Raw genomic sequence first — 24,955 nt, forward strand, 5'->3', positions numbered from 1 at the left:
TAGCTTACTTAATATGTACAAATAAGCTCTTTAGCTGCGTTCTTAAGGAGTATGCTTTGGGTTCTGCGTGTTAGGTATAATATATGTTAAAAAAAGACCTGCTTGGTAAATTATTTGAGAGATAATATGTTGTTTAGAATGACTATGTCTAAAATGATATACTTTTAAATTTGCCTGTATTTATAATATAAATCATTTTTCTATTTCGATGCGTATATCGAAATAGCAAAGGGTGGAACTAATTTAAGGGCTGATTATGTTATATATGATGAACACAAGAAACTACAAACACGCAGAATTATTTGGTATTCCTAATGCTGTATATGATCGACACTTAAATCCAAGTGACTTCAGCTACAAAGTTCTTAAAAATAATGCAAGACCTGGTGATAATGCGATAGTAATAAAATATGCAGACGCCCTAAAACAGGAAGTGATTATTGATAAGGTGCTGATTACCAATACTTGTGTAGCTAATTATGTTGATGGAAGTCACAAGGATTGCTTGGTAGTACTTGGAGATATTCTCAGTTCTGAACAAATAACAAAGGTTGAAGCTTCACAGACTGCTGCTTACAGTAAATTCTTTGATAAGAACGGAAACTTTAAAACAGGTAAAGCGGTACAGTTTAGTGCGGAACTATAACTTGTTTGTAGTTAATATTATTGATAAATAAGGTTAAAGCTATTTAAGGGCTCTAAATGCTAAAGAAAGTCATTAATAATATTATAATTGGTGTCGTTATAATGATAGTCGGTTCACTAATATATAATCTTGTTGGAATCAGACAGTTAGGTGAGTTTGTTATATGGGCTGGTATATTTTATGGGATTTTGAGTGTTGGAATAATTTCGTTAAAGCAGTGTATTCCTTTTTTTAATAAGATTATTCTCGATAGAGAAAGTGCAAAGGCACAAGATGAGCTATTAAAATATAAAAAGCTTCTTGATGAAGGGATACTAACTCAAGACGAATTTGATGAAAAAGCTAACAATTTAAAAAAGAAATTACTGTAAATGTAGAATTGAAGTGGCGTAACTAATTTGGCCACATGCTAAGAGATCACTACCAGTTAAAGCTTAAACTTAAAAAAGCCTCCTAATTGGAGGGCAAATACATTGTTCCACTACACTACTTCAAAATTCTAAAATATTTTTTATCTCCCGTTGGGCTGGCATTATTGAAAATGCTAGTTTTATCTATCATTTATGAGCCTAATAAGTGTTGCTAATAAAATAATTCCTCCCCCTGACATTCCAAAAGATACAACTGGCCCCTGAATTTCACTTAGTAATGGCCATGTTTCTTTAACAAAAGGATGAACAACAAATTGGGCAAGGCTTGCTGCCCCCACCAAGCCAAAGATAAGGGCAAGAGAGCTATCACTCCGACTTTTAGCTTTATCTGCATTATATCTTAACTCATCAAGATGGTATCTTGCTGATTCTTTGCCTGAATTAATTAACCCTGTAGTTCCAAATATTTCCATAAGGTATGAAAGAGAATCTACGATTTCCCCTGAGCAACTACTTTGATGAATCATGCTATCTGAGCTTGCAAGAATTTTATAAGCGTAGAGCAAGTGATCGTTACTACGAGGGTTTTGAGCCCAAGTGCATGCCCTAGCAACCTTCAAGTTGTAGTATTCTATTAGCTCTGTTCTTGCTTGGTTTCCAAAAATCGTAGAGGCAGTGTTAATATCATCCCAAACATTCTCAGAACTATTTTCAGATTTCAACCACGTCCATAGCAATATAGATCTGTTGCCGTGTAGACAAAAATCGTCAAAGACCCTTAAGTCAGGGGGCAAATTAGGGTTCTTGGCCACGTTATTTGCTCGAAGGAGGATTTTTGAAATAGAATGAGAAAAACTTTTATATAATTCTTCTTTATTTTCTGGCTGGTCTTCGAAACGAAGTAATGTGATCGATGGGCGCCCCTGCCACATAAAATGACCGAGAGATGTCTTTCTTTCATTTTTTTCACTTACTAAAAGCCTACTGATGGCATTACAGTATATGGAGCGACATAGATCTACAGTAAGTTCCTCGGATTCACTATTCTCAGTCCCGACTATCTGATGTAGCGTACAGTTACCACCCCCATCACCAAAGTCAAAATAATGCCCCTCAACCTTTAGAGCTTCATCTAGAAATTTTTGGGTGTCTTGTTTACTTTTCTTTATGAGTTGTTTAATTTTCCAGTTAGTTAAATATTTACCGCCAATTGAAAATTTTTCTTCATATGCATTATTTAAAACAACTTTTGCATCAAGTTTTTGCAGCCTAGAATCTATCCATATTGACTTAAAGTAGTAATTATACATGTTTACAATGTCAGACAAAAAATGCGATTCATCTAGCCCATCCCATGTAGCATCAAGCTGAAAACTAAGTATTGCAATACCGTCAGAATAAATTTTTATAGATGTAAAAAGGGGAAGTTGATATTCCTCATTATCCAAGAGTATTGGTGGTAAACAAACACGTAAATATGGAACTTCTTCATTTTGAATTCGATTTTCATGAAATGCAATCTCACAAGAGTGCAGTAGTTCGGTAGCAACAGATTTGGGCATTTCATCACTAAACTCTAATTTCCAATTTGAATCGAAATCACGGCCTGTTCGTGAAATTACCTCAATCTTTTTGTTACCTGATTCATCAATATACATACACTTGAAATCTGAAAAGAATACTGACGTAGATACTCCTTCTTTCAGAAACCTCGATCCCGTTTGTAGTAGATCAATATTTGCTGAATCAAAACCAAGAACGTAGTTATAAAAAGCATTAGCTTGGTTAACCTTAAGTAATTTGCCTGTCACATCATTATTTATTGATTTGGGCATCATTTAGACTCGTAAGTTGATTTAAAGGCATGAAATTATGTAAATAATATCATATTGCAACTGTTGGCTAGTGAGATAATATTCACAATTAGTAGCGTAATACGATGTATTAGAAATGATGTAGACGTTTGCTTTTTCAGTCTTGACTCTACTTGCGCGTAGCGCTCAACAAGCGATTCAAGCTGCTGCGTTACTTTATCTGATGATTTTGATGCTTCATCAATGATAAGACCATAAACACTAAAACCCAACTATGTCGTAAATGTTCAATCTTTCCCTATGTGATCCCCTTATTATTAACTCATCCATTTGGTGCGCGCACTAAATAACAGAATCAATATTAATAGACGAGATCATCATCATGAGTACAGCCATGAACATTACGCCAACACTTCATCAGCTAGGGTGGAAACCTTTTTTCCAGCAACAGCTAACGTTAGAAGAACTGACTTAGTTCATGATAGGTCGTGTTATTGAACAACACCGAAGCAGTATTATCGTGATGGCAGAACAAGGCCAAGTCACGTTAACCTTATCGCCAAACAGCGTGCGATTTTGTTTTGGTGACTGGATATTGTTTGACGCGTCCTTAAGAGCTTATAGAAGCTTAGAGCGTCAATCATTGTTTGAGCGTAAGGCACCGGGTTCAAAGGTAGCAACGCAACTGATCGCCGCGAATATCGACAGTGTCATGATCGTTTGTTCGCTGAATAATGATTTCAACCTTGGCCGTATTGAGCGTTACCTTGCCATTGCCAAGGAAGCGCAGGTAGAACCTGTGATTATTTTAACCAAAGCCGATTTATGTGACGACGTTGAAGGTAAGCAAGCTGAAGTGCTGGCGCTGGATCTACTGCTTGCGGTATATTCAGTGAATGCATTAGCTAGCCAAGATATTCAACAACTTTATACCTTCTGCCAAGCAGGTAAAACGGTTGCCTTTTTAGGTTCATTTGGGGTGGGCAAATCGATCTTAGTGAATGGGCTGTTAGGCATTGAAGCACAACAGACGGGCGGCATTCGCGAGGATGATAGTAAGGGTCGCCATACGACCACCTATCGCGCCCTCAAAATGTTACCGCAAGGCGGCATGTTGATGGATACCCCTGGTATGCGCGAATTACAGCTAAGTCATTGCGAGACAGGCGTGGTGAAACCTTTAGCGAAATAACAGCTATCGCACAGCAGTGTCGTTTTGGTAATTGCTCGCATGACAGTGAACCCCATTGCGCTGTTAGAGCCGCGATTGACGATGGCAGCCTGTCATTGAGACGCCTGACTAGCTATCAAAAACTGAATCGCGAACAAGCCATGAATAGCGCGACATTAGTAGAAAAAAGATCGAAAGATAAAGCATTCGGAAAACTGATTAATAATGCGTAAAACGAGGCTAAGCGTTTTAAAAGAGGGGGCTGAGGTTAAGTGGGCTGTTAGATGTTTTAGCCGTGTATTTTACTACAGTTAAGATAGTTTCTCTTATGGCTGAATTCAGCAGTAAGTTATTCATGATTACACTCTGTTTGCATTAGTGGAACTTCATTGTAGGGACGGATTCGCACCTTATAATATAAGCGTTGAAATACTATTATTTCCAGTCAGCGACAAGGTTGTTGAGGTTTGCTACAATTGCCAGATTGTGAACAAAAAGCTGTTTATAGGAAAATAATGAGCTACGACTACTCTCAAAGTATCAATCCAAAAAAAGCACTTATATGGCGTATTGTCCACCGTGATAATTTACCTTGGATTTTCGCTAATGGTTTGCATAGTGGTAATAGCTCAACACAGTCAAAAAAATGGGTGCATATTGGTAACCCTGAGTTAACTAGCAAGCGGGCCTCGCATCCAGTACCTATAGTGCCAAACGGTTTTTTAAATGATTATGTGCCATTTTATTTCACTCCATTTTCGGTCATGCTGAAAAACATTCATGGCGGTAGAGGTGGTGTTAAACAACGCCATAATGATGAGATCGTAATCCTTGTATCGAGTGTTCACAAAATTAAAAATCTAGGGCTAGACTTTGTTTTTACAGATAGCCATGCTTATTATCGTTGGGCTACTTACTATAATGAAGTTAAAGATCTGGATAAAATAGATTGGTCTTTATTGCAGCAGCGGGATTTCAAAAGAGACGCGGATGATCCGGCCAAATTCGAGCGCTATCAAGCTGAAGCATTAGTACATGGATCTTGTCCTATTGACGCGCTTTTAGGCATTATTTGTTATTCAGAAAAAACCAAAACAGATATTGATAAATTACTGATAGAAAGAAATATGAATTTAGATGTTTATGCTAGAACGGGATGGTACTTCTAATGATTAAATATGTAGAAGGCAACTTACTCGAAGCCCCTGTTGAAGCTTTAGTTAATACGGTTAATACCGTCGGAGTCATGGGGAAAGGCATCGCGTTAATGTTTAAAGAAAGCTTTCCGAAAAACATGAAAGAATATGCGCAAGCCTGTAAAGCAAAGGATGTTGTTACAGGTAAAATGTTCGTTACTCAAACGCATGATTTTCTTGGTCCGCAGTGGATAGTTAATTTTCCAACGAAGCAACATTGGCGCTCTAAATCTAAAATGGAATGGATTGAAGATGGACTTGATGATCTTAGGCTTTTCATCACAACCAATAATGTTAAATCGATAGCTATTCCACCCTTGGGAGCTGGGCATGGTGGGTTACAGTGGGAAGATGTAAAAACACGTATAGTTAATAAATTAAGTGATTTAGAAGATGTTGAAATTCTAATATTTACACCAACCACTAAATATCAAAACGTAGTGAAAAAAGAAGGTGTGGAAACACTGACACCAGCAAGAGCTATGATCGCTGAATTAATACGTCAGTATTGGGTTTTAGGTATGGAGTGCAGTTTATTAGAAATTCAAAAGCTTGCTTGGTTTTTACAACGCGTTATTAACTCGATGGAAATTAAGGATCCTTTAAAGTTACAATTTGAACCACATCTTTATGGACCGTATGCGAATAATTTAAGTCATTTGTTAAACGCAATCGATGGCAGTTATTTGAAATCAGATAAGCGGATCCCTGATGCTAGTCCGCTTGATGTCGTTTGCTTTGATGATTCAAAAAAAGACATACTGAGCTTATACCTTAAAACTGAAGCCCAAGCGTATTTGCCTGCACTTAAAAAAGCGACTCAAATCATTGATGGTTTTGAATCTCCATTTGGTATGGAACTGCTTTCAACAGTGGATTGGTTAATTGTTGAAGAAGGCTGTGAACCTACACTTTCAGGTATTCGACAAGGGATGAATAATTGGCCTGCTGGTAATAAATGGGCGTTACGAAAATCAAAATTATTTGATGATAGAAGTATTCTTTTTGCTTTGGAACAGTTGGCGATAAATAAGCTGTAGAAACATTAATTGGTACTTACAGAGGTAACGATGAGTAGTGTATTTGAGAGTATTCAGCAAGGTTTAATGGAAGCAATTTAATTTTCTGAAGGTAATACTGAAGCTGCCACTATACATAAATTTGATGCAGTAGACGTTAAAGAAGTACGCCATAATGTTGATATGATACCACTTTACCCCAAGATCAAAAAAGCCTCCAATCAGGAGGCTCATTTCAATTAACTACGACAGTTAACGTATTATTATGCTTGAGCTTCAGCAGTTGCTTTCGCTTTAGTTACTTTTTTAGGTGCCGTTTTTAGGTCACTAATCATTGCAGTAAGCTGATCAATTTTGCTTTCTAATTCATTTAGTTTTGAACCTTGAACACCCGTTAAACGGCTAGTGATACTTTGTGCTTTAGTTTCAATTGATCCTAATGTGATTCTTTTAGCAAAGATTGCAGACGTTTGCTCTTTTAGTTTTGGCTCAACTTGCGTACCGCGTTCAACAAGAGATTCAAAAAGTTGCGTTGCTTTATCTGATGATTTTGCAGCTTGATCAAAGATAGTGCCGTAAACACCAAAGCCAGCAGTAACAGATGTTTTTGCTGTGTTCTTTGCAACAGTGTAGATAGTTTTTGCTTGGTTAAGTAAGTTAGTCATGATAATCACTCTTCGTTAAATAATGTAGATTCAGGTTTGTTTCAGCTGAGTTAATCGTATTATTTTTATTTAGAAATATAATTCCATAGCAAACAAATAAACTCCGAATGATAAATAACAGTTCATCATTGTCGTATTGCTCTCATTAATTATGACCTTTATCGGTAGCTGTAATTGGTGATTAAAAGGCGATTTTAAAAACGATAATAGAACGGAATACTCATCATATAGGAGGAAATATGAGTAAAAATATTATTCTTTGTTTAGATGGTACATGGAACAAACCAGACGAAGATGGGCATGAGGAGAACGAAGAAACCAACGTACGAAATTTATGGGAAATCTTAGATAAAGCACAGCCAAGTCGGCAAGTGGTGTATTACGATGAAGGGGTTGGCTCGCACTGGTACAGTCGCATTATTGGTGGAATATCAGGATTAGGCTTGGCTAAAAACATAAGAGAGGCCTATTTCGAATTATGTAAACATTATGAGAGTGGCGATAAAATCTTTATTTTTGGTTTTAGTCGAGGGGCATATACCGCGCGTTCACTCGCTGGCATGATCTACAGTTGTGGCTTGTTAAAGCAAAATCAACTCACTGAAGAGTCGATTCAACATGCCTTTGATGTTTATAAAGATGCAAATAAGCTCGACAGAAAAAGGTTTAAACAAAATAATACGGCATGTCAGATCGAAGTGATTGGCGTATGGGATACTGTTGGCTCACTTGGTATTCCCATCGGTTTCTTAAAAAAACTAACAAATAAATACGTTCAATTTCATGATACAAAACTGAATAAAGATGCTTTGCATGCCTATCATGCCGTTTCAATTGATGAGCAACGATCAACCTTTAAACCCACCTTATGGGACACGAATTCAGGTACTGATGAGCAAGTGATAGAACAGGTTTGGTTTTCAGGTGTTCATGCGGATGTGGGCGGAGGGTACAAAGAAAGGCACCACTCTAATATTGCCTTTAATTGGATGATTGAAAAAATAAAACATAAAGTGGCGTTAGATACTCGCCATTATCCTTATCCTGAAGATGTATCGAGAAAAATACACGAATCATATAAATTTTATTACGGGGGAAGGGAGCGTCGGGTCGCACCAGTAACGGATATAAATACCCCAAGCGTCCATTCATCTGTACTCAAAAAATTAAAGTTAATTCAGCATTACACACCGCTCGCGTTAGTTGATCTTAACAACAGAATAGGACTCGCGCCCTATCATGCTGTAAAGTAACGCTAATACCTATCATGGCATCGGCTTGGTAGTCTTTAGTGAATAGGACTTGTTGTGTGCAGTAAATAGAGCTTGTGTCACAAGTACTTTTCAATAGGCAATAATTGTAAAAAACCGGACTTAAAACGTTCCCATTGGTCTGTCTCAGGGTCGCTGTTCCAGCTTTCTGTACCTGAGTACCAACGAATATCACCATCATCTAATTTTAAACGCCAGCTGTTATCTTCACTCATCGCCTGTTCGATATCATTCGCAAGACTTATTGCTACATCTTGGTTTTCAATAATCAAAATAGATTCTGTATTGAGGTAAGTTGAGCGTAAGTTGTAGTTAAACGACCCGATAACGGCAATCTTTCTATCAAAAACAGCCGACTTAGCATGAAGTCCGTACGCTGCAGTCGGTGCGCATTTAGATAAGTCTTTAGTCGAAACTTCACACAGACTTGTATCGGGCTTTAGCTCGAATAACTGCATGCCGTTTTCTAACATGTCTTCACGTCGCGCTGCGTAACCTGAGTGATTAGCGATTAAGTCATTAGACGCTTGTGAGTTGGTGAGTGCTTTTACCTGTACGCCTTTGCTTGTTAATGTTTGTAGCTTTGCCAATTGACGATCATCGAATATCAGATAGGCAGATTCTAATACTACTTCTTGTTTTGATTGAGTTGCCAGCTTACCGAGTGTTCTGGCTGTCACCTTGGGCTTGTTGGTATCTGCGCTATCTACTGGTACTGGATGGTCAGAAACATAACTGGCCTGAACCCAGGATAGCTTATTCATCGCATCTTTTAATAAACGGTTAGCTGTCTCACTTCCTGTTGGTAACACGGGATAATGTTTGTAGCGGGGGATCTGTACATCATCGAGTATGGTCTGTTCTACCGCGGCCTTATTTGTTGGTAAATCGCCTGTTGGTAAATCATCGTTGAGTAAGTTAACTGGGTAAGACCAGCGACTGTTCCAGTATTGGCCAAAACTGGTTTCAATATCATTAACCACCGGACCTAACGTTAGTACATCACGGTCACGAAAATTGATATGATCAGAAAGATCAAAATATTCATCGCCAATATTACGACCCCCAACAATGGATACAGCACCGTCGACGGTAAATGATTTGTTGTGCATACGACGGTTTAGGCGAGAAAAGTCATCCATAAAATTAACCCACTTTGCGAATCCGCGACGAGTGGGTATTGGATTAAATATACGTATCTCTATTTGCGGATGACGATCAAGTGTCGCGAGCAGATCCTCTCGTTCGTTAAGGTTGATATCATCAAGCATGAGGCGGACCTTAACGCCACGATCTGCCGCTGCGATCAAGCGAGTTGCGAGGTAGCTGCCTGACACATCACTGTTCCAAATGTAATACTGGATGTCGATGCTGTGCTCTGCGGTTTCAATTAATGCCAAGCGCTGGGCTAATGCATCCCAGCCGCTATCTAGCAACAGGACTCCGCTCATTTCAGCTTTCGTTTGTTCTGGTCGATGAGTATCAATTAATGTGGCCAATGAACTGGCTGGTGGTGTGATTAACTGTTCTGTCGCGTGTTTGATCTCTTCGGGAAGTGACGCACATCCTGTGAGAGCGGTGATTAAAATGAGGGGGATACTGATCCGTTGCAACACTGGCATGATGACACTTCCTTTTGTTATTTAAGTCACCATATCATTAGGGGCTATTTTCTGCTTATTTTATTTATTCAGTAATGATTAAGTGGGATTGATTAAGAAGAGTAAGACGATGAGCCGAGATACAATCAAGGGGATGTTATTTATCGGTATCATATTGACGAACAAAGCGTTGCGGCAGGGCTGCCGCAACGCGATTTACATTAGATCATTCGCATTCAAATATTCACATTAGAAGATCATGTGCGCGCAGAGCGCGATGATAGGTAGTGTCACTAAGGTACGTAGAACGAAGATTGCCATTAATTCAATAATGTTCACAGGGATCTTACTTGATAAGATAACCGAACCTGTTTCTGACATGAAAATCAATTGAGAGATAGATAATGCGGCAATCACAAATTTAGTGATGTCACTCTCGATAGTTGATGCAGCGATAATTGATGGTACGTACATATCAGTAAAACCAACGAGTACTGTTTCTGCTGCTGCTTGTGCTTCAGGTAGATTTAATAGGTTTAGAAGCGGTACAAACGGCATACCTAACCAAGTAAATAACGGTGTGTTTTCTGCAATAAGTAAACCCATTGTACCCACGGCCATGATCACAGGTAATACCCCGAACATCATGTCTAATGAATTTTGTAGGCCTTCAGCGATTGTTGATTTTACGCCTTTTACTTTACTTGCTCTTTCTAGTGCCAGTTGGTAACCATATTTAGCTGCTGACATTGATTCTGGGATAAGTTCGCTATCAAGATCGGGCTTGCTACCGTCAATATAGGTGTCTTTTTTATAGCTTAGTGGTGGCAGAAACTGAATAATCATTGCTGCGATAATGCCTGACAGACAAATTGTTGCGTAGAAAGGCACGAAATAATTTTCTAATCCAACCTGTGTTAATACGACTAACGAAAATGAAATACCAACGGGTGAGAACATAGTTGCAACAACCGCTGCTTCTCTTTCTGTGTATTTTTTTTCTTCGTATTGTTTGCTTGTTAAAATTACACCAACGGTGCCGTCACCAAGCCATGATGAAATACAGTCAATTGCTGAACGACCCGGTAAACGAAATACAGGGCGCATTACTTTACTTAACATTGTGCCTAAAAATTCGAGTAAGCCGAAGTTTAATAGTAATGGCAGTAATAAACCGGCAAAGAAGAAGGTCACAAGCAATGATGGTAATAGATCATGCAATACGAGTCCGCCAGTGTTGGCATCCCAAATGAACTCTGGGCCAACTTGATAAAGTGCTAACAGTGTGAATATGGCACCAAGTACGCGGATCACAACCCAAACTGGGGTCATAATAAATAAGCGTGTTAATAATTCAGAACGAACAATAAAGTCAGGTTTAATGGTATTAGCGAATACTGAAGCCACTGCTGAAAAGCAAATAATGGCAGTAATTAATGGATGAATTGCGTCACCTAACAGACCTTTTACGCCTGTTGCCATTAAAGCCAGTGGGAAGGTAAAGTTTCCGTTCACGCTTAATGGTGCAAGAAAGAAAAATAATCCAAATAAAGAAGGGATTAAAAACACTAATATATTTTTTCTGGTAGTACTCATTAAAGTCGCCTTGATTTTTTATTCATTAAAACTGAGTTTTTATTCTGAGTGGGCGATTTTACTTTTATATGCTAAGTAGTCAACACATAATTCTAAATGTATTGACCGTGACCATATTCTACTTTGGTTTCGTGGTTATTATTAAGCTAAAAAACTGCAGCTAGATTCTCACTTAAAAGTATTAGAATAGCGTCTAGTAAGGTGGAGAATAAAGATTTGCACCATGGCTCATACTTAATAAGACATTGATTAGGAAAATATATTCGCTTACTGCATAATAAAGTTATTTGAGAGTAGGGGTAACTCATGTTTTGGCAATCACTTTCTTTCTCGTTTTCTGTGACAGGACCTATCTGCATATTATTATTTTTGGGTTATTTTCTAAAACGTATTAAATTTATTAACGATGCTTTTGTGGATAACGCTTCCAAGCTTGTTTTTAAAGTGACCTTACCGACGCTACTGTTTTTAAGCATTATAAATTCTGATCAATCTGTCGAAATAAACTCAAGTTATATTGCCTTTGGCCTTGTCGCGAATATTGCTTTCTTCTTGTTTATCACCTTTGCCTGCAAATTATTCATTAAAGACAAACAAAACCATGGCGTTATTATTCAAGGGGGATTCCGGTCTAACACGGCGATCATAGGGCTTGCTTACGTTGCCAATGTATATGGTGATTCTGGCGTTGCTTTAGCGGCGATCTATGTTGCGTTTACTACTGTGTTGTATAATATTTTAGCCGTTATATGTTTAACATCGACACAATCAAAGCTAGGTTTGGCAGGGCTTAGAGATCTCTTGAGCTCGATTGCTAAAAATCCGTTAATTATAGGTATTCTGCTTGGTGTTCTGTTTTTAACGTTAAGCATAAAAATGCCCCCTGTATTGATTAGTACAGGACAATATTTTGCCAATATGACCTTGCCGTTAGCGTTATTATGCACGGGTGCGACACTTAATTTAGGGGAGCTACGTAGTGAAGGGGTTAATACCTGGTTTTCGAGTGTCTTTAAGTTACTGTTAGCGCCAATATTGATCACTGGTAGTGCTTATTTGTGGGGCTTTAGTCAGCTAGAAATCGGGTTATTATTTTTTATGACTGCTGCACCGACTGCCGCTGCGAGCTATGTGATGGCGCGTTCAATGGGTGGTAATGCCAATCTAGCCGCTAACATTATTGCTACGACGACTGCTGGGTCACTCATTACTTGTAGTTTAGGTATTTCAATCTTGCATCGTTTTAATTTTTTCCCATAGCAAGATAATTGGGACCATACCTTAAGATCAAAAAAGACCCCCAATAATTGGTTGTCCAACTATTGGGGGTCACTTCATTAAGGAGGCTTTTTTAATTCAACGCTGCAGTATTATGATGCTTTTGCAGGTTTCGCTTTTAGTTCACTGATAATCGCAGTAAGTTGGTCAATCTTGTCTTCTACTTCATCCAATTTTTGACTTTTAACACCAGTAAAACGACTAGTGATATTCTGCGCTTTAGCTTCAATTGATTCTAATGTGATTTTATTAGCAAGAATTGCAGATGTTTGCTCTTTTAGTTTAGGTTCAACTTGCGCACCGCGCTCAACTAAAGATTCAAAAAGTTGCGTTGCTTTATCTGATGATTTTGATGCTTCATCAATGATGGTGCTATAAACACCAAAACCAGCAGTGATTGATGTTTTTGCAGTGTCTTTTGCGACGTTGCAGATAGTTTTTGCTTGGTTTAGTAAGTTAGTCATTATAATCACTCCTAGTTAAATTATTTAGCTTAAGGTTTGTTCCAGCTGAGTTAATCATATTGATTTTATTTAGAAATATAATTCCAGAGAAAATAAATTTATCATTATAAATAGCTGTTCAGTAAAATCGTGATTAACAGACGCAAGATAGATCAAAAAAGCCACGGCTGTTAGACCGTGGCTTTGATGATTATTTATTACTTATTAGTCGTATTTTGGCTTCCACTTTCCCGTTTGAAAAAGTTTAAAAAACGCATTAAAACCACCAAGCGCTTTAATGTCTGAAATTGTAGGTACATTTGTAGCATGTCTTACTGTTGCAGAATCATAACAATGACAAAGCGAGCAATAGAATAGGGGATCGTTGCTTGTTAACTCAGGCACGCTAAGTTTGTTACAAGCATTTTTTAATATGATGTCTATTGCTGCTTTTGATTCTGAATCACTTAATTTAAAACTGAATGCTTCACTTAAATCTTCATCACTATCAACATGAGCAAAATAAATTAAGCTAAAAAATTCTGCTGTTCGTTCATCAAATAGCTTTTCACATTTACCGTTATCAATGTAATCGTTAAAGATACGCCTTACAATTTTCATATTTCCACCTTAAAAAGTTCGATTCCTTGTGATTATTTTAGGTGTTGTGTTTGATAGTCTCTTTATCCTGAATCGGTATCCGCTATCTAGTATTGTTATGATATAACATAACTCCACATATGTTTAATCATATTTAAAAATAGGTACTTCGTTATAATATTGTATCCAAATGTAACGAAGTGCAACAAGCAGCAGTTCCATCACCATTTTTGTTATTTTATATCGCTATGATGCAGGGGTTAAAACTTCTGACAGTTTTTGGTAGGTAAGTACTTTCAAGGTGATGTTTTTAATATTTATTTTTAAAGTCATTATCGCGTAAGTATATTTTATTATACGACCAAATAAAACTTTCTCACTTGTAATTACCATCCCTTTTGCGGTAGGTAAATCACTTATTATGGACTCACTCTTAATATAGCAGTTGGCCATAAATGATTGTCTAAAAGGAAATGAAATGAATACGAGAAGAACCTTGCTAGCAGCGACGATTACATCGATTCTAATGCTTTCTGGCTGTAATGATTCGAATACTGTTGATCAAACAGTTCAACTACCAACACCACCTTCAAGCGAATATAAAGACGTTATTGATCGCACGGGTAATCCCGAATATCTTCGTGATTATGATGAGTATTCTAACCTTGAATACAATGCATTTATCGATAACGGTGCATGGCATGGTCATTTACTGCCTGAAGATGCAAAAGGGTATGGTTCATTTGGTGGCATCATGCAGGTAACGCAAGAGTATGCTCATTTCATGTCAGGTCAAGAGTTTGACAAGATGGAACTTACAAATACTGTCACGGGTAAACAAATAGATCTTTCTGCTGCAAAGGCAAATATTTATAGTACACCGGGTTCTCTGGTTCAGGTGCTGACGACCGACGAATTAAGTGTTCAGATGGTACTTCGATTTGTAACAGACCGAACATCACTTGTTGAAACTAAAATCACTAACCTAACAGACGAAGATTTAAGTCTTGCAGTTGCATGGGGCGGTGAGTTAGTTCAAAAAGCGCGCTCAACTGAGGGCTATGAAACTAAATCCGTTGACGAGTATTATCCCGGATATAATCGCCAAATGTCGACCATCGATAATGGTATTAAGATTAACTTTGGTGAAATGAAAAATAACTGGGCAATTATGAATGACGGAGATGCAGAGTTCCGCATTGTACGTTCGATCAAAACAATATCTTCGGTTAATGAAACTAATTTTTCTTCAACTGGTAACCAAGCGGTATCTGCTGGCGAAACTGAAACTATTTACACTGCTTATTCTAATCTCCACAACGTTGAAGAAGTTAATAGCGAAAAACTAAAAGTAGCCAATATTCTTGCTAATCCAACGCAATATATGGATGAGTCGAAAGCGCGTTGGGCTGAATACTTAGACAAAGGCCTTACTAATCAAAATGCGACAGCCGAACAGCGACGTGTAGGTGTCAAAGCTATGATGACGCTGAATGGTAACTGGCGTTCTGCTGCAGGTGATATAACTCAGGCAACAGTAACACCATCAGTAACGGCTCGTTGGTTCTCTGGTGCCAATACGTGGCCTTGGGATACTTGGAAACAAGCTTATGCAATGGCTCATTTTAATCCAGATGTAGCAATGGATAACATTCGTTCTGTATTCCAAAATCAAATTAAATCGGATGATATTATTCGCCCACAAGACGCGGGTTATCTGCTTGATGTGCTTACTTACACCTTGCCTGAATCGCGTAATGGTGCGGGTTCTGAAAACTGGAATGAGCGTAACACTAAACCTTCGCTTGCAGCATGGTCTGTTATGGAAGTATATAACGCACTGATTACAGAGTTTGATCGCCCTCAAGATGCACAAGCGTTTATTGATGAGATGTACCCAAATCTCGTTGCTTATCATGACTGGTGGTTAACGAATCGTGACCACAATAATAATGGTGTTCCAGAATATGGTGCTGCTGTAGATCCTGCTCATAATACCGATGATGGTCATATGTATGTTCAGGTCGAAACAAAAGAAGATCTGATTGCTAAATTTGGTGCCGATAGTGTCACTAAAAATGGCGATTGGTATAAAGTTGTTGGTATGGATAACTACAACTCTATTCTTGACGATGTTGTTTATACTGATCTATCTGTTGGTGCTCAAGAAGCTGCTGGTTGGGAATCTGGCATGGATAACGCGGCTAGATTTGGCTTTATTAATGACGAACAGTTAGCCGCTTATATCGCTTCTGGCGGTAACAAAGAAGATTGGCAAGTGCGTTTTGCTGAAAACCGTTCTGCTGATGATACGCTGTTAGGGTTCTCAATGCTTCAAGAGTCTGTAGACCAAGCATCTTATATGTATTCGGATAACAAATTTCTTGCTGAAATGGCAGGACTGGTTTCACCTAGCGTTGAAGGTAAAGACCGTGCTACTGAATTCTTAACTGGTGCAACAGAGATCAAAGAGTACATAAATAAATGTATGTTTGATGAAGGCACTGGTTTCTACTACGACATTAAGATGAACGTTGAAGCTGATGGTACGACTGCTGCACCACTAGAAAATGGTTGTGCTGGATTGCCAATCGTAGAGCGTGGACGTGGACCTGAAGGGTGGGGGCCATTATTCAATGGCGCTGCCACTCAAGATAATGCCGATGCTGTGGTTGCTACGATCCTTAAAAAAGGTGAATTTGATTCATCATCTGATTTCCCTGGTGAAGGGATTTCAATGCCAACTGCGGCTCAGTCAAATCCGGCTTATGATCCAGATATCTACTGGCGTGGTCGAGTTTGGTTAGATCAGTTCTATTTTGGTGTTAAATCGATGGAATCATATGGCTATGGCCCAGATGCATTCCGTATCGCTGATGACTTATTTAATAATGCAGAGGGTATGGTTGGCAACGGGACGATTCGCGAGAACTACAACCCTGAGACTGGTGCAGTGCAAGGTGCGAGTAATTTCTCATGGAGCTCAGCTCATATGTACATGCTTTACAGAGGTTTTTTTAAATAGATAAGAGCAGTTAATAGCAATACTTGAGCCTCCTAATGAAGTGACCCCCAATAGTTGGACAACCAATTATTGGGGGTCTTTTTTATGTCCAAATATAGTCGTGAGTTAAAACTCATTATCGCGAAAGAGTGTCTAGGTGGTAAATCATCTTATACATTAGCAAATGAACTATCGATATCATCTCGACAGATTCGATATTGGACTCAAGTCTTTGCTATTCATAGCACAAATTCATTCCTACCAAATTCACATGCAAATAGTGCCAAAACAAAGCTGCAATCATTAAAATTAATGTGGACAAATGGTTGGTCGCTCACTCACACTAGTGCCGTATTAAACCTGTCTTCTCCCGGTTCGCTTTCTGTATGGCTAAAAACATATAACGAATCTGGCTTCAGAGGGCTTCAACACACCTCGATAAATAGGCCTAAAATGACACAATCTAATACAACTCAAAAACCAGATAGTGAAATGACAACAGCAGAGTTAAAGGAAGAGTTAGCCTATCTACGAGCCGAGAATGCTGTATTAAAAAAGTTGGAAGAGCTAGACCAAGCAAAGCGCCGAAAAACAAAGAAAAAGCGATAACGGTTTTAGCTCTTAAAAATAAACATGCACTAAAGCACCTTCTTCAAGCCTCAGAGTTGGCTAAAAGTGTGTTTTATTATCAAATTAAAGTAAATGAAAAACCGGATACCTATGAACGTGAACTGGCGCTTATAAGAGATATTTATCACGAACATAAAGGGCGCTACGGCTACCGTAGGATCCAGCTAACACTGAAAAGACAAGGTATTACGCTAAACCATAAAACGGTGCAAAGGTTGATGGCTCAACTGGATCTAAAGTCGACCGTTCGACCTAAAAAATACAGCTCTTATAAAGGCGGAGCTGGAACTACGGCACCGAATGTACTTGAGCGAAATTTTAATGCTACAAAGCCAGATGAAAAGTGGGCAACTGATGTAACTGAATTTAAGGTGAGAGATCAAAGAGTTTATTTATCACCAGTTATAGCTCTATTTACCAAAGAAATAGTCGCTTATAAGATAGCTAAAGATGCTCGCTTACCATTAGTTACAGATATGCTAAAAGATGCCATTAATAGCTTAGATAAGCATTCGAAGCCAATAGTGCATAGCGATCAAGGGTGGCACTATCGCCACAGGGGATATCAAAAACAACTAGCTGCTCATGGGCTAACGCAGAGCATGTCCAGAAAAGGGAACTGTTTAGACAATGCAGTAGCTGAAAACTTCTTTGGCTTATTAAAAACAGAAATGTATCATAGGCAAAAATTCAACGATGCCGATGAATTAATAAAAAAGCTCGACGAGTACATCGAGTATTACAATACGAAACGGATCAAGGTCAAATTAAAAGGCCTGACTCCGATAGAATATCGAAACCAGGCCTTACAAGCCGCTTAACTAAAATGTCCAACTTAACGGGGTCACTTCATAATTGGAGGCTTTTTTGATCTAGAGGTTAATGGATATATATTACCTTCGAACCTTTCTACTTCTCATACAAACTCTTACAGTCATAAATATATTTATCCCTATAATCGAACGTACTCATCAGGACTTAGGGAACCATGTTATGCGCTTTTTTACATTGAAAAACTTTGCGATCTTATCTATCGCTACCATTCTATATTTAACGGGATGCAGCAATACCGCCCAAGCCAACAATGTTGTTAAAACAGTCTCCAATGGTGCGCTGACTTTTGAACTTGAATTTGAAGATAAACTGCAATTAGAAAATGGCAGGGTATTAAGATGGAGTGAAGCATTACAACAACCTTATATCGATGCGGCAAACCAATGGTTAACAGCATTAGTCGGTGTTGATGGGAGAGAAGAGCACACCATACACATGAGTATCTCTGTTCATGAAATGGCATGCTGTAATGGCTTCGCTGGCCCTGATTCAGAAATTCAAATTGGTGACTACGAGATCCCAACGAGTGGTTCGCTGACGATCGGTAATCATACCTACGAACAAGGATTTGATCAGGTTGAGTTTAAAGCCAATATCCGTCATGAAATGGGACATATTCTTGGCATCGGGTCGTATACAGAAGCGTTTACCGAGTACAGTAAAGAGTACAAAGGCAATGTGCTAAAAGTGCCAAATAGCATGGCGGCGAAGCAATATAATGCGATATACGGTAACACCTATCAGTATGTGCCAATCAGTGATGATGGTGGTCACTTGTACGATTATGTACAGCAAGAAGATAAAAAACGCGTGTTAGATAACGGCCGAGTATTACCGCCATTAACTAAAGAATTTATGGCAAATGGTGTGTCGTTTGGTGCGGTGACGTTAGGGGTGTTAGATGATATTGGTTACGAAGTTTCTTATAGTGGGGCGGAGCGTTATAAGCCTTAATATGGGGCTGACAATAATAAATGCCACTCTTGTCATGAGTACAGGAGTGGCATTTATAACAGCGTATTAGAAAGTAGTAAGCTGTAGCATTTTATGCAAACGCTCTAATGCAACCGGGCTGGCTTTCATGGTAATGCGAATACCTTTTTCATGGTATTCCTCTTCAAGCACCTGCATTTTACTGTGGATCTCGCCCATTACGCCACTGGCTGTGTAGGGAATATCAAAACAGGCTGCGCACATTTTCTTTTCTAGTCGAGCCTGAATTTCTTTATGTACGAATGCAACGTCGGCTTTATCATGAGCGCTAATTTGCAATGCATCTGGGTAACGTTCAAGTAGATCTAATTGCTGCTCTTCAGTTAAACAATCGACTTTATTCAGCAGTAATACTTTGTTGTTTAAATCAATATTTAACTGATCTAATACATGGTCAACAATGGCTAACTGCGAGGTAAAGTTTTCGTCAGATGCATCTACTACGTAAAGTAATAAGTCGGCATTTTTTGCTTCTTCTAATGTCGAATGAAAAGAAGCAACTAAATCGTGGGGCAGCTTTTGAATAAAGCCCACTGTGTCTGAGATTAAAATACGCGGTTGTGTTGGCGGCTGTAACGTTCGCACTGTGGTGTCTAGGGTTGCAAACAGTTTATCTTCTACTAAGACTTCGGTGTCTGTTAAGGCGCGCATTAATGATGACTTACCGGCATTGGTATAACCAACTAGAGCTACGGTTAGTTGCTCAACACGACCACTGCTGCGGCCTTCCATTTCACGTTGTAGTTTAACGAGTTCACGTCTTAGTTCGGCAATTTGATTACGCACACGACGACGGTTAATCTCAAATACAGTTTCACTGATTGAGCGGCCTTTTTGACGTTCGCGATCGCCACTGCTTTCATCACGTAAGCGCGGTGTTAGGTAGTTTAGGCGGGCGATTTCAACTTGCAGCTTGGCGGTACGTGTACGCGCGTGTTTGCTGAAAATTTCGATAATAACGCGGGTACGGTCATAAACCTCAACCCCTAATGCTGCTTCAACATTACTTAATTGATTCGGGCTTAGTTCGCAATCGAATACCACCACGTTGGCTTGGCATTTAATATCTGTGGTTGCTAATAATTGGCTTAACTCGTCTTGGTCTAATTCAATCTGCACATCATTTTCATAAAATGTACTTTCACCTGTTAATGAGGCTAATTCTTCTAGTTTACCCGAGCCTAATACAGACAACTGTTTGGTCGATCTTTGACGTTGGGTTTTAGCGCCAACCACAGAGAAACCGAGGGTGCTAACCAAGCGGCTTAGTTCTGATAATGATTCGTCTACTTCTTGCTGACTAACACAAGGCGTGCGAATAGCGATTAATAAGGCGCGGTTAACGGAGTGTTCTGTTGTTGCGATCGACATGTTGTGCTCATTGCTTAAAGTTATATGGGGTGCATCCTACCCGTTTGTGCCTCGCTTATATATGTATTTCTAATATCTATTGTTAGTGGTGTTAGAAACCTTAATCATATGTCCGTAAGAACAAGCATTTTTATAGACTGTTGATTGATATATGAAGCGCTAAATAGCAGTGCAGCTCGATTTTCATGTATCCTTATTAACTCACTCAATTAAAGCTATTTAGTTTTTGATTTTCAAGAAGGGAAATGGATGTCTACTATCAGTTTACTCACATTATTCGGCACTATGTTGTTACTGGCTATCGTACCTGGCCCCGGTGTATTCGCTATTATCGCACGCTCGTTTTCATCGGGTTTTTCGCGTGGCGTATATATGGTCATCGGGATGCTACTCGCAGATTATGTGTTTATTATATTGGCTTTATTTGGGCTGTCGGCATTGGCTGAAATAATGGGGACTGCATTTTTTGTTATCAAATATATCAGTGCTGCTTACTTAATATGGCTTGGTTATAAATTGCTGAAGACCAAAGCGACCGCAGTTGATATAGCGACCACACAAGAATCATCATTATTGTCTAATTTGATGGCGGGTCTATTAGTGACTCTAGGTAACCCTAAAGCTATTTTGTTTTATGTGGGATTCTTCCCCGCTTTTGTCAATATTGGCGATGTTTCTTATTCTGATGTAGCGTCTATCATGTTGGCGGCGACGGTGGCCTTTGGCAGTGTGAATGTTGGTTATGCTTTTCTGGCGGTGAAAGCGAGAGGGGTATTTAAATCACCAAATGCATCAAACGTCATCAATAAGACAGCAGGTACTGTAATGGTGTCTATGGGCGCGCTAGTCGCGGTAAGATCGTAACCAATTGTGAACATAATATGTTACACGATAAATGAAAGGGCACTCAAATGTACCCTAAAATAGATGACAGACGCTGGGGTAATATGAATGTATTACTTTTCTTCCGGCGTCGGTACTAATACATAAATCATCGAAATAAGTATAAAAGTGGCAAAGGTATATGCTTTCATCTGACCATTCCATTGATTTGCCCACATCGAAAACCACTCGCCACCGATAACGGCAAAACCTAAATACCAAAGTGAAATTGCTACCGTTCCCCCGAGTAAGAAAAAGGCTTGGCCCTGTGAAAAACGTGGGTTATTAATATGCTTTGCCATTAAAACACTACCGATTAAACCCAATGTACCCGCCAGTAATTCGGCAAATATAATCACATAGTAGCTGATAAGGTGAAAGGTTGGGTTTGTAATAACGCGGTATTCAAAAGCACTCGCATCGAACCAAGGTTCCATCGCATCCATAGATAAAACATGCTGAACAAATTGATAGTTAGCGTTGAAGTTAATCAAATTATCACTGCCTACAAGTAAGCAAAAAATACTAATAGAAGTACTTAGTGTTACTTTGGAAATTCGGTGTGAGAGGGTAAGGTTTATCATGTTATTAAATTCCATTTTATGTGGCGATTGAATGAATATCTACTCAGTTAAGATTCATTTTGGTTCGGGATTCTAACGATAAAAATTAGTAAAATAGATCTATTTACCCCAGTTGCGTGCTAGTTTAGTTTTATATACTTTAAAAATGGATTATCGCGATGCACGAGGATACTTTACTAATATGACAACGAAACGATTATTCACGGCACTGGTTCTCTCCGTCTTTTTATCTGCGTGTAGTACGAAGATTGCAACTATTGAGGCATCACAACTGATTGGTGTGACGGGCTTTGACATTACGTTGAATAACGGACCCGCGGTTGGTATTGCGATAGGGGATACAGCAAAGGATTTTGTCGAGGTTAGTACCCAGAGACGCTTAATTGCAGCGGAATCAGTGATCACCGCGAGTGCCAATAATAATGCTGATATTGCTATCTCTGCGTATTGGCATGATAAGCGTTATGTGCAATCGACTGTGCACAATACTTATGTGACATTACGAATTCATGTGTTGGATAACACCAGTAAAACGGCATTCGTATCTGTGAGTGCAAGGTTGGTTAATATCGACACTGGCGAGTTCATTGCAGTAGAACAAACGCAAGTATCGATAACTGGGCAGGATTTTCTGAATCTGGTTTGGCGTTAATAAGCGGCCAAACTAAATTACGCAGGTTCTGGCCCTAAACGTAAACGCGCTTCATAGTCGTCGTAATAATCTTTATCTGCTAACAATGCAGTCAAGGTGTCGAATGTGAATGTTTCGTTGTTGATCCCATTCTCTAGACGTTGTAAACAATGGTTAATCGCTGTTTGCTCGTCTTGCTCTAAATATTCGCGGCAAAAATACAGCGGGGGTAGACCATAAGCAAATGAAGCTAATTGTGCAACGTGCATAGCATCGAGTTGTTGTGTTAATTGTACGAGAGAAGTATTAGCAATTGATTGATTATCTTGACTGGTAGTTGACATTAAAAGCGCTCATATAAGAAAGAGACAAATAGTCTACATCAAAATTATTTCTATTACTGTGGGTATTTGTCTTTAGCCCCTATTTTCCCTAATGAACGGATATTATTTATAATTATTACTTTCGAATGAAATAGACGTTGGTTATTGTTTTTTTTAACATTTTCATTGATCTCTGTTCAAATCTATCGCTGTCGATATGCTTTAATAGCGCGAAATCGTAAAGTATCGCTATAACGTGCCGATAATAGCTATGTTCTCTCCATTTTTTGATAGAAGTACAAACCATGAATTTAAAAAAACAATCTTACTTACTGGCTGGCATTATTCTGTCTGCACTTATCGCGCTCACAGCGATGGGTCTTTGGACGTTAAAATCGTCGAGCACGATAGATAACAAATCTCGTGTGACCGAAGTGTTCCAAACGACTTATAATTTCATTAATGATATGGAAAAAATGGCTGCAGAAGGAGTGATCGAAGAAAGCAAAGCAAAAGAAATTGCGATTCGTGTACTTCAAAATAATATTTATAAAGATAATGAATATGTGTACGTGGCAGACCAGAACTTGATGTTTCTTGCTGCGCCACTCGACCCGCAATTGCACGGCACTAGCTTTAATGATTTTAGAGACAGTAAAGGGCGAAGCGTTGGGCAAATTCTGAAAAATGCAGTGGATAGTCAACCAAGCCGAATCGCTAATTATACCTGGACGTTTGGATTACCTGACGGCTCTGTAGAAGAAAAACAGTCAATCGCACAACGAACAACGCGCTGGGGTTGGATCGTTGGTACTGGTATTGGTGAAAATGAAGTCAATGCGCGCTTTTGGTCAAGTGCACAATTGCAGTTTGGTGTGTGTTTCGTTATTGCGAGTCTCATTTTTGCTCTGTTGATGTTTTCGATAAAACGTATGATTGCAGTTATTGGTGGTGAACCACAAGATGTGCTATTTGCTATCCAATCCGTTGCCAAGGGGGATATTACGACGTCATTTAATGATTACGCACCACAAGACAGTATCTACGGTGCAGTGCAAAAAATGAATATGTCGTTAAGCCAACTGATCCAACATTTGAGTGAAGCAACCAATTCATTAAAAGCTGAACTGATTGAATCGGATAATCGTTCTAAAGTGATTAGCGAATTAACCGAAACACAGCGACAATCGACAGCAATGATTGCCACTGCGATGACCGAAATGGCATCGTCAGCTAATGGTGTTGCCGACTCTGCACAGGCTACCGCATTAAATACGGTAGATGCGGATAAACAAAGTGTCGATACGCATAACATCATTAATGCGACTGTGAATAATATTCAAGGACTTGCTCAGCAACTGAATACTGCAAGTACAGCTGTTGCCGCGTTAGACAATGACGTAAACAAAATTACGAAGATCTTAGAAGTGATTGGTGACATTGCAGAGCAGACTAATTTATTGGCATTGAATGCCGCTATTGAAGCTGCTCGTGCTGGTGAACAAGGACGTGGTTTTGCAGTTGTTGCTGATGAAGTGCGTAACCTTGCAGGACGAACGCAAGACAGTACTAAAGAGATCCAGCAGATGGTAACGAACCTGCAAACAGGCTCTCGTAATGCTATTTCAACCATGGATATTTGTGCCGAAACCAGTGCCAATACGGTGGGTGAATCACAACATGCGTCTGAAGCACTAGCTAAAATCGTTGTTGTGCTGGAAACCATTTCAACTATGAGTCATGAAATAGCGACAGCGTCAGCCGAGCAAAAAGAAGTGGGTGAAGACATCGCGATGCGAGTGAATATGATTGAAGAAAGTAGTTGTCAGCTATCTACAACCGTTGCTGGTGGCACTCAAAGCTCGCAAGTATTGGTTAAATTGATGGATGATCTGGTGAGAGAGCTAGATAAGTTTCAAGTAAGGTAATTATTCTAAGGGGGTGATGGCCAGACAGATGTTTGGCTGTCTCTTTTTCTCTCTCTGTCAAAACCCAGTCCAGCGTATCGGTCTCTCGTGTTTTCGTCTCGAAT

At 39.1% G+C, this 24,955-nt stretch carries 24 protein-coding genes; 15 read left to right on the forward strand and 9 right to left on the reverse strand.

The features are described from left to right. Nucleotides 1-256: 256 nt before the first annotated feature. Complete coding sequence (locus tag HWV00_RS04430; RefSeq protein WP_211684939.1) at nucleotides 257-646, forward strand: hypothetical protein; 390 nt, start codon at nucleotides 257-259, stop codon at nucleotides 644-646. Nucleotides 647-702: 56 nt separating this feature from the next. Continuing rightward, nucleotides 703-1,017 (forward strand): SHOCT domain-containing protein, encoded by a 315-nt coding sequence (locus HWV00_RS04435; protein ID WP_211686742.1) that lies wholly within the window; start codon nucleotides 703-705, stop codon nucleotides 1,015-1,017. A gap of 179 nt (nucleotides 1,018-1,196) precedes the next feature. Here HWV00_RS04435 and HWV00_RS04440 read toward each other — a convergent pair whose 3' ends face one another. Beyond that, a complete protein-coding gene (locus HWV00_RS04440; RefSeq protein WP_211684940.1) occupies nucleotides 1,197-2,855 on the reverse strand; it encodes a hypothetical protein in 1,659 nt (552 codons plus the stop codon). A gap of 454 nt (nucleotides 2,856-3,309) precedes the next feature. Here HWV00_RS04440 and rsgA point away from each other — a divergent pair, with 454 nt between their 5' ends. From rsgA to HWV00_RS04455, 4 genes are all read left to right on the forward strand, one after another. After that, nucleotides 3,310-4,023, forward strand: coding sequence for a ribosome small subunit-dependent GTPase A (gene rsgA, locus HWV00_RS04445; protein WP_370630482.1), 714 nt, complete (start codon nucleotides 3,310-3,312; stop codon nucleotides 4,021-4,023). Further along, nucleotides 3,987-4,235, forward strand: a complete 249-nt coding sequence (locus HWV00_RS21620) for a hypothetical protein (protein ID WP_370630483.1) — start codon at nucleotides 3,987-3,989, stop codon at nucleotides 4,233-4,235. The genes rsgA and HWV00_RS21620 overlap by 37 nt, the downstream gene beginning before the upstream one ends. Nucleotides 4,236-4,469: 234 nt before the next feature. Then, the gene (locus HWV00_RS04450; protein ID WP_255554908.1) at nucleotides 4,470-5,171 is read left to right on the forward strand and encodes a DUF4433 domain-containing protein; all 702 of its coding nucleotides are present in this window, start codon (nucleotides 4,470-4,472) and stop codon (nucleotides 5,169-5,171) included. Then, on the forward strand, nucleotides 5,171-6,238 hold the full coding sequence (locus tag HWV00_RS04455; RefSeq protein WP_211684941.1) for a macro domain-containing protein: 1,068 nt from the start codon (nucleotides 5,171-5,173) through the stop codon (nucleotides 6,236-6,238). Before HWV00_RS04450 ends, HWV00_RS04455 begins: the two co-directional genes overlap by 1 nt. A gap of 242 nt (nucleotides 6,239-6,480) precedes the next feature. On the opposite strand, the gene HWV00_RS04460 is transcribed toward HWV00_RS04455, so the two are convergent. Continuing rightward, on the reverse strand, nucleotides 6,481-6,882 hold the full coding sequence (locus HWV00_RS04460; protein WP_211684942.1) for a hypothetical protein: 402 nt from the start codon (nucleotides 6,880-6,882) through the stop codon (nucleotides 6,481-6,483). A 239-nt stretch (nucleotides 6,883-7,121) separates the two neighbouring features. Here HWV00_RS04460 and HWV00_RS04465 point away from each other — a divergent pair, with 239 nt between their 5' ends. Continuing rightward, nucleotides 7,122-8,135: a DUF2235 domain-containing protein gene (locus HWV00_RS04465; RefSeq protein ID WP_211684943.1), complete on the forward strand. Its 1,014-nt coding sequence runs from the start codon at nucleotides 7,122-7,124 to the stop codon at nucleotides 8,133-8,135. Between the two features lie 77 nt (nucleotides 8,136-8,212). On the opposite strand, the gene HWV00_RS04470 is transcribed toward HWV00_RS04465, so the two are convergent. Together HWV00_RS04470 and HWV00_RS04475 are read right to left on the reverse strand one after the other, a co-directional pair. Further along, on the reverse strand, nucleotides 8,213-9,775 hold the full coding sequence (locus HWV00_RS04470) for a phospholipase D family protein (RefSeq protein ID WP_211684944.1): 1,563 nt from the start codon (nucleotides 9,773-9,775) through the stop codon (nucleotides 8,213-8,215). A gap of 228 nt (nucleotides 9,776-10,003) precedes the next feature. Next, nucleotides 10,004-11,350: a YjiH family protein gene (locus HWV00_RS04475; protein ID WP_211684945.1), complete on the reverse strand. Its 1,347-nt coding sequence runs from the start codon at nucleotides 11,348-11,350 to the stop codon at nucleotides 10,004-10,006. Between the two features lie 306 nt (nucleotides 11,351-11,656). Here HWV00_RS04475 and HWV00_RS04480 point away from each other — a divergent pair, with 306 nt between their 5' ends. Beyond that, nucleotides 11,657-12,610: an AEC family transporter gene (locus tag HWV00_RS04480; RefSeq protein WP_211684946.1), complete on the forward strand. Its 954-nt coding sequence runs from the start codon at nucleotides 11,657-11,659 to the stop codon at nucleotides 12,608-12,610. A 110-nt stretch (nucleotides 12,611-12,720) separates the two neighbouring features. Here the strand turns inward: HWV00_RS04480 and HWV00_RS04485 are convergent, their stop codons facing one another. Continuing rightward, a complete protein-coding gene (locus HWV00_RS04485) occupies nucleotides 12,721-13,092 on the reverse strand; it encodes a hypothetical protein (RefSeq protein ID WP_211684947.1) in 372 nt (123 codons plus the stop codon). 204 nt (nucleotides 13,093-13,296) lie between these two features. Continuing rightward, on the reverse strand, nucleotides 13,297-13,692 hold the full coding sequence (locus HWV00_RS04490) for a hypothetical protein (protein ID WP_211684948.1): 396 nt from the start codon (nucleotides 13,690-13,692) through the stop codon (nucleotides 13,297-13,299). 457 nt (nucleotides 13,693-14,149) lie between these two features. Here HWV00_RS04490 and ygjK point away from each other — a divergent pair, with 457 nt between their 5' ends. The 4 genes from ygjK to HWV00_RS04510 all read left to right on the forward strand — a co-directional run bounded on the left by ygjK (nucleotide 14,150) and on the right by HWV00_RS04510 (nucleotide 19,093). Then, entirely contained in the window at nucleotides 14,150-16,696 is a 2,547-nt protein-coding gene (gene ygjK / locus HWV00_RS04495) for an alpha-glucosidase (RefSeq protein WP_211684949.1), read from the forward strand. An 84-nt stretch (nucleotides 16,697-16,780) separates the two neighbouring features. Further along, nucleotides 16,781-17,284, forward strand: a complete 504-nt coding sequence (locus tag HWV00_RS04500; RefSeq protein WP_211681831.1) for a helix-turn-helix domain-containing protein — start codon at nucleotides 16,781-16,783, stop codon at nucleotides 17,282-17,284. After that, entirely contained in the window at nucleotides 17,224-18,126 is a 903-nt protein-coding gene (locus tag HWV00_RS04505) for an IS3 family transposase (protein WP_211686265.1), read from the forward strand. Before HWV00_RS04500 ends, HWV00_RS04505 begins: the two co-directional genes overlap by 61 nt. 172 nt (nucleotides 18,127-18,298) lie before the next feature. Beyond that, nucleotides 18,299-19,093, forward strand: coding sequence for a leishmanolysin-related zinc metalloendopeptidase (locus HWV00_RS04510; protein WP_211684950.1), 795 nt, complete (start codon nucleotides 18,299-18,301; stop codon nucleotides 19,091-19,093). A 66-nt stretch (nucleotides 19,094-19,159) separates the two neighbouring features. Here HWV00_RS04510 and hflX read toward each other — a convergent pair whose 3' ends face one another. Further along, entirely contained in the window at nucleotides 19,160-20,503 is a 1,344-nt protein-coding gene (gene hflX, locus HWV00_RS04515) for a GTPase HflX (RefSeq protein ID WP_211684951.1), read from the reverse strand. Nucleotides 20,504-20,752: 249 nt separating this feature from the next. Here hflX and HWV00_RS04520 point away from each other — a divergent pair, with 249 nt between their 5' ends. Further along, the gene (locus HWV00_RS04520; RefSeq protein WP_211684952.1) at nucleotides 20,753-21,367 is read left to right on the forward strand and encodes a LysE family translocator; all 615 of its coding nucleotides are present in this window, start codon (nucleotides 20,753-20,755) and stop codon (nucleotides 21,365-21,367) included. Between the two features lie 92 nt (nucleotides 21,368-21,459). Here HWV00_RS04520 and HWV00_RS04525 read toward each other — a convergent pair whose 3' ends face one another. Further along, on the reverse strand, nucleotides 21,460-21,969 hold the full coding sequence (locus HWV00_RS04525; RefSeq protein ID WP_211684953.1) for a DUF2165 family protein: 510 nt from the start codon (nucleotides 21,967-21,969) through the stop codon (nucleotides 21,460-21,462). A 181-nt stretch (nucleotides 21,970-22,150) separates the two neighbouring features. Here HWV00_RS04525 and HWV00_RS04530 point away from each other — a divergent pair, with 181 nt between their 5' ends. After that, nucleotides 22,151-22,621: a hypothetical protein gene (locus HWV00_RS04530; protein WP_211684954.1), complete on the forward strand. Its 471-nt coding sequence runs from the start codon at nucleotides 22,151-22,153 to the stop codon at nucleotides 22,619-22,621. A 17-nt stretch (nucleotides 22,622-22,638) separates the two neighbouring features. Here HWV00_RS04530 and HWV00_RS04535 read toward each other — a convergent pair whose 3' ends face one another. Beyond that, complete coding sequence (locus HWV00_RS04535) at nucleotides 22,639-22,944, reverse strand: hypothetical protein (RefSeq protein ID WP_211684955.1); 306 nt, start codon at nucleotides 22,942-22,944, stop codon at nucleotides 22,639-22,641. A 284-nt stretch (nucleotides 22,945-23,228) separates the two neighbouring features. On the opposite strand from HWV00_RS04535, the gene HWV00_RS04540 reads away from it, so the two are divergent. Continuing rightward, a complete protein-coding gene (locus tag HWV00_RS04540; RefSeq protein ID WP_211684956.1) occupies nucleotides 23,229-24,851 on the forward strand; it encodes a methyl-accepting chemotaxis protein in 1,623 nt (540 codons plus the stop codon). Nucleotides 24,852-24,955: the final 104 nt, after the last annotated feature.

Source organism: Moritella sp. 24, assembly GCF_018219155.1.
GTDB lineage: Bacteria > Pseudomonadota > Gammaproteobacteria > Enterobacterales > Moritellaceae > Moritella.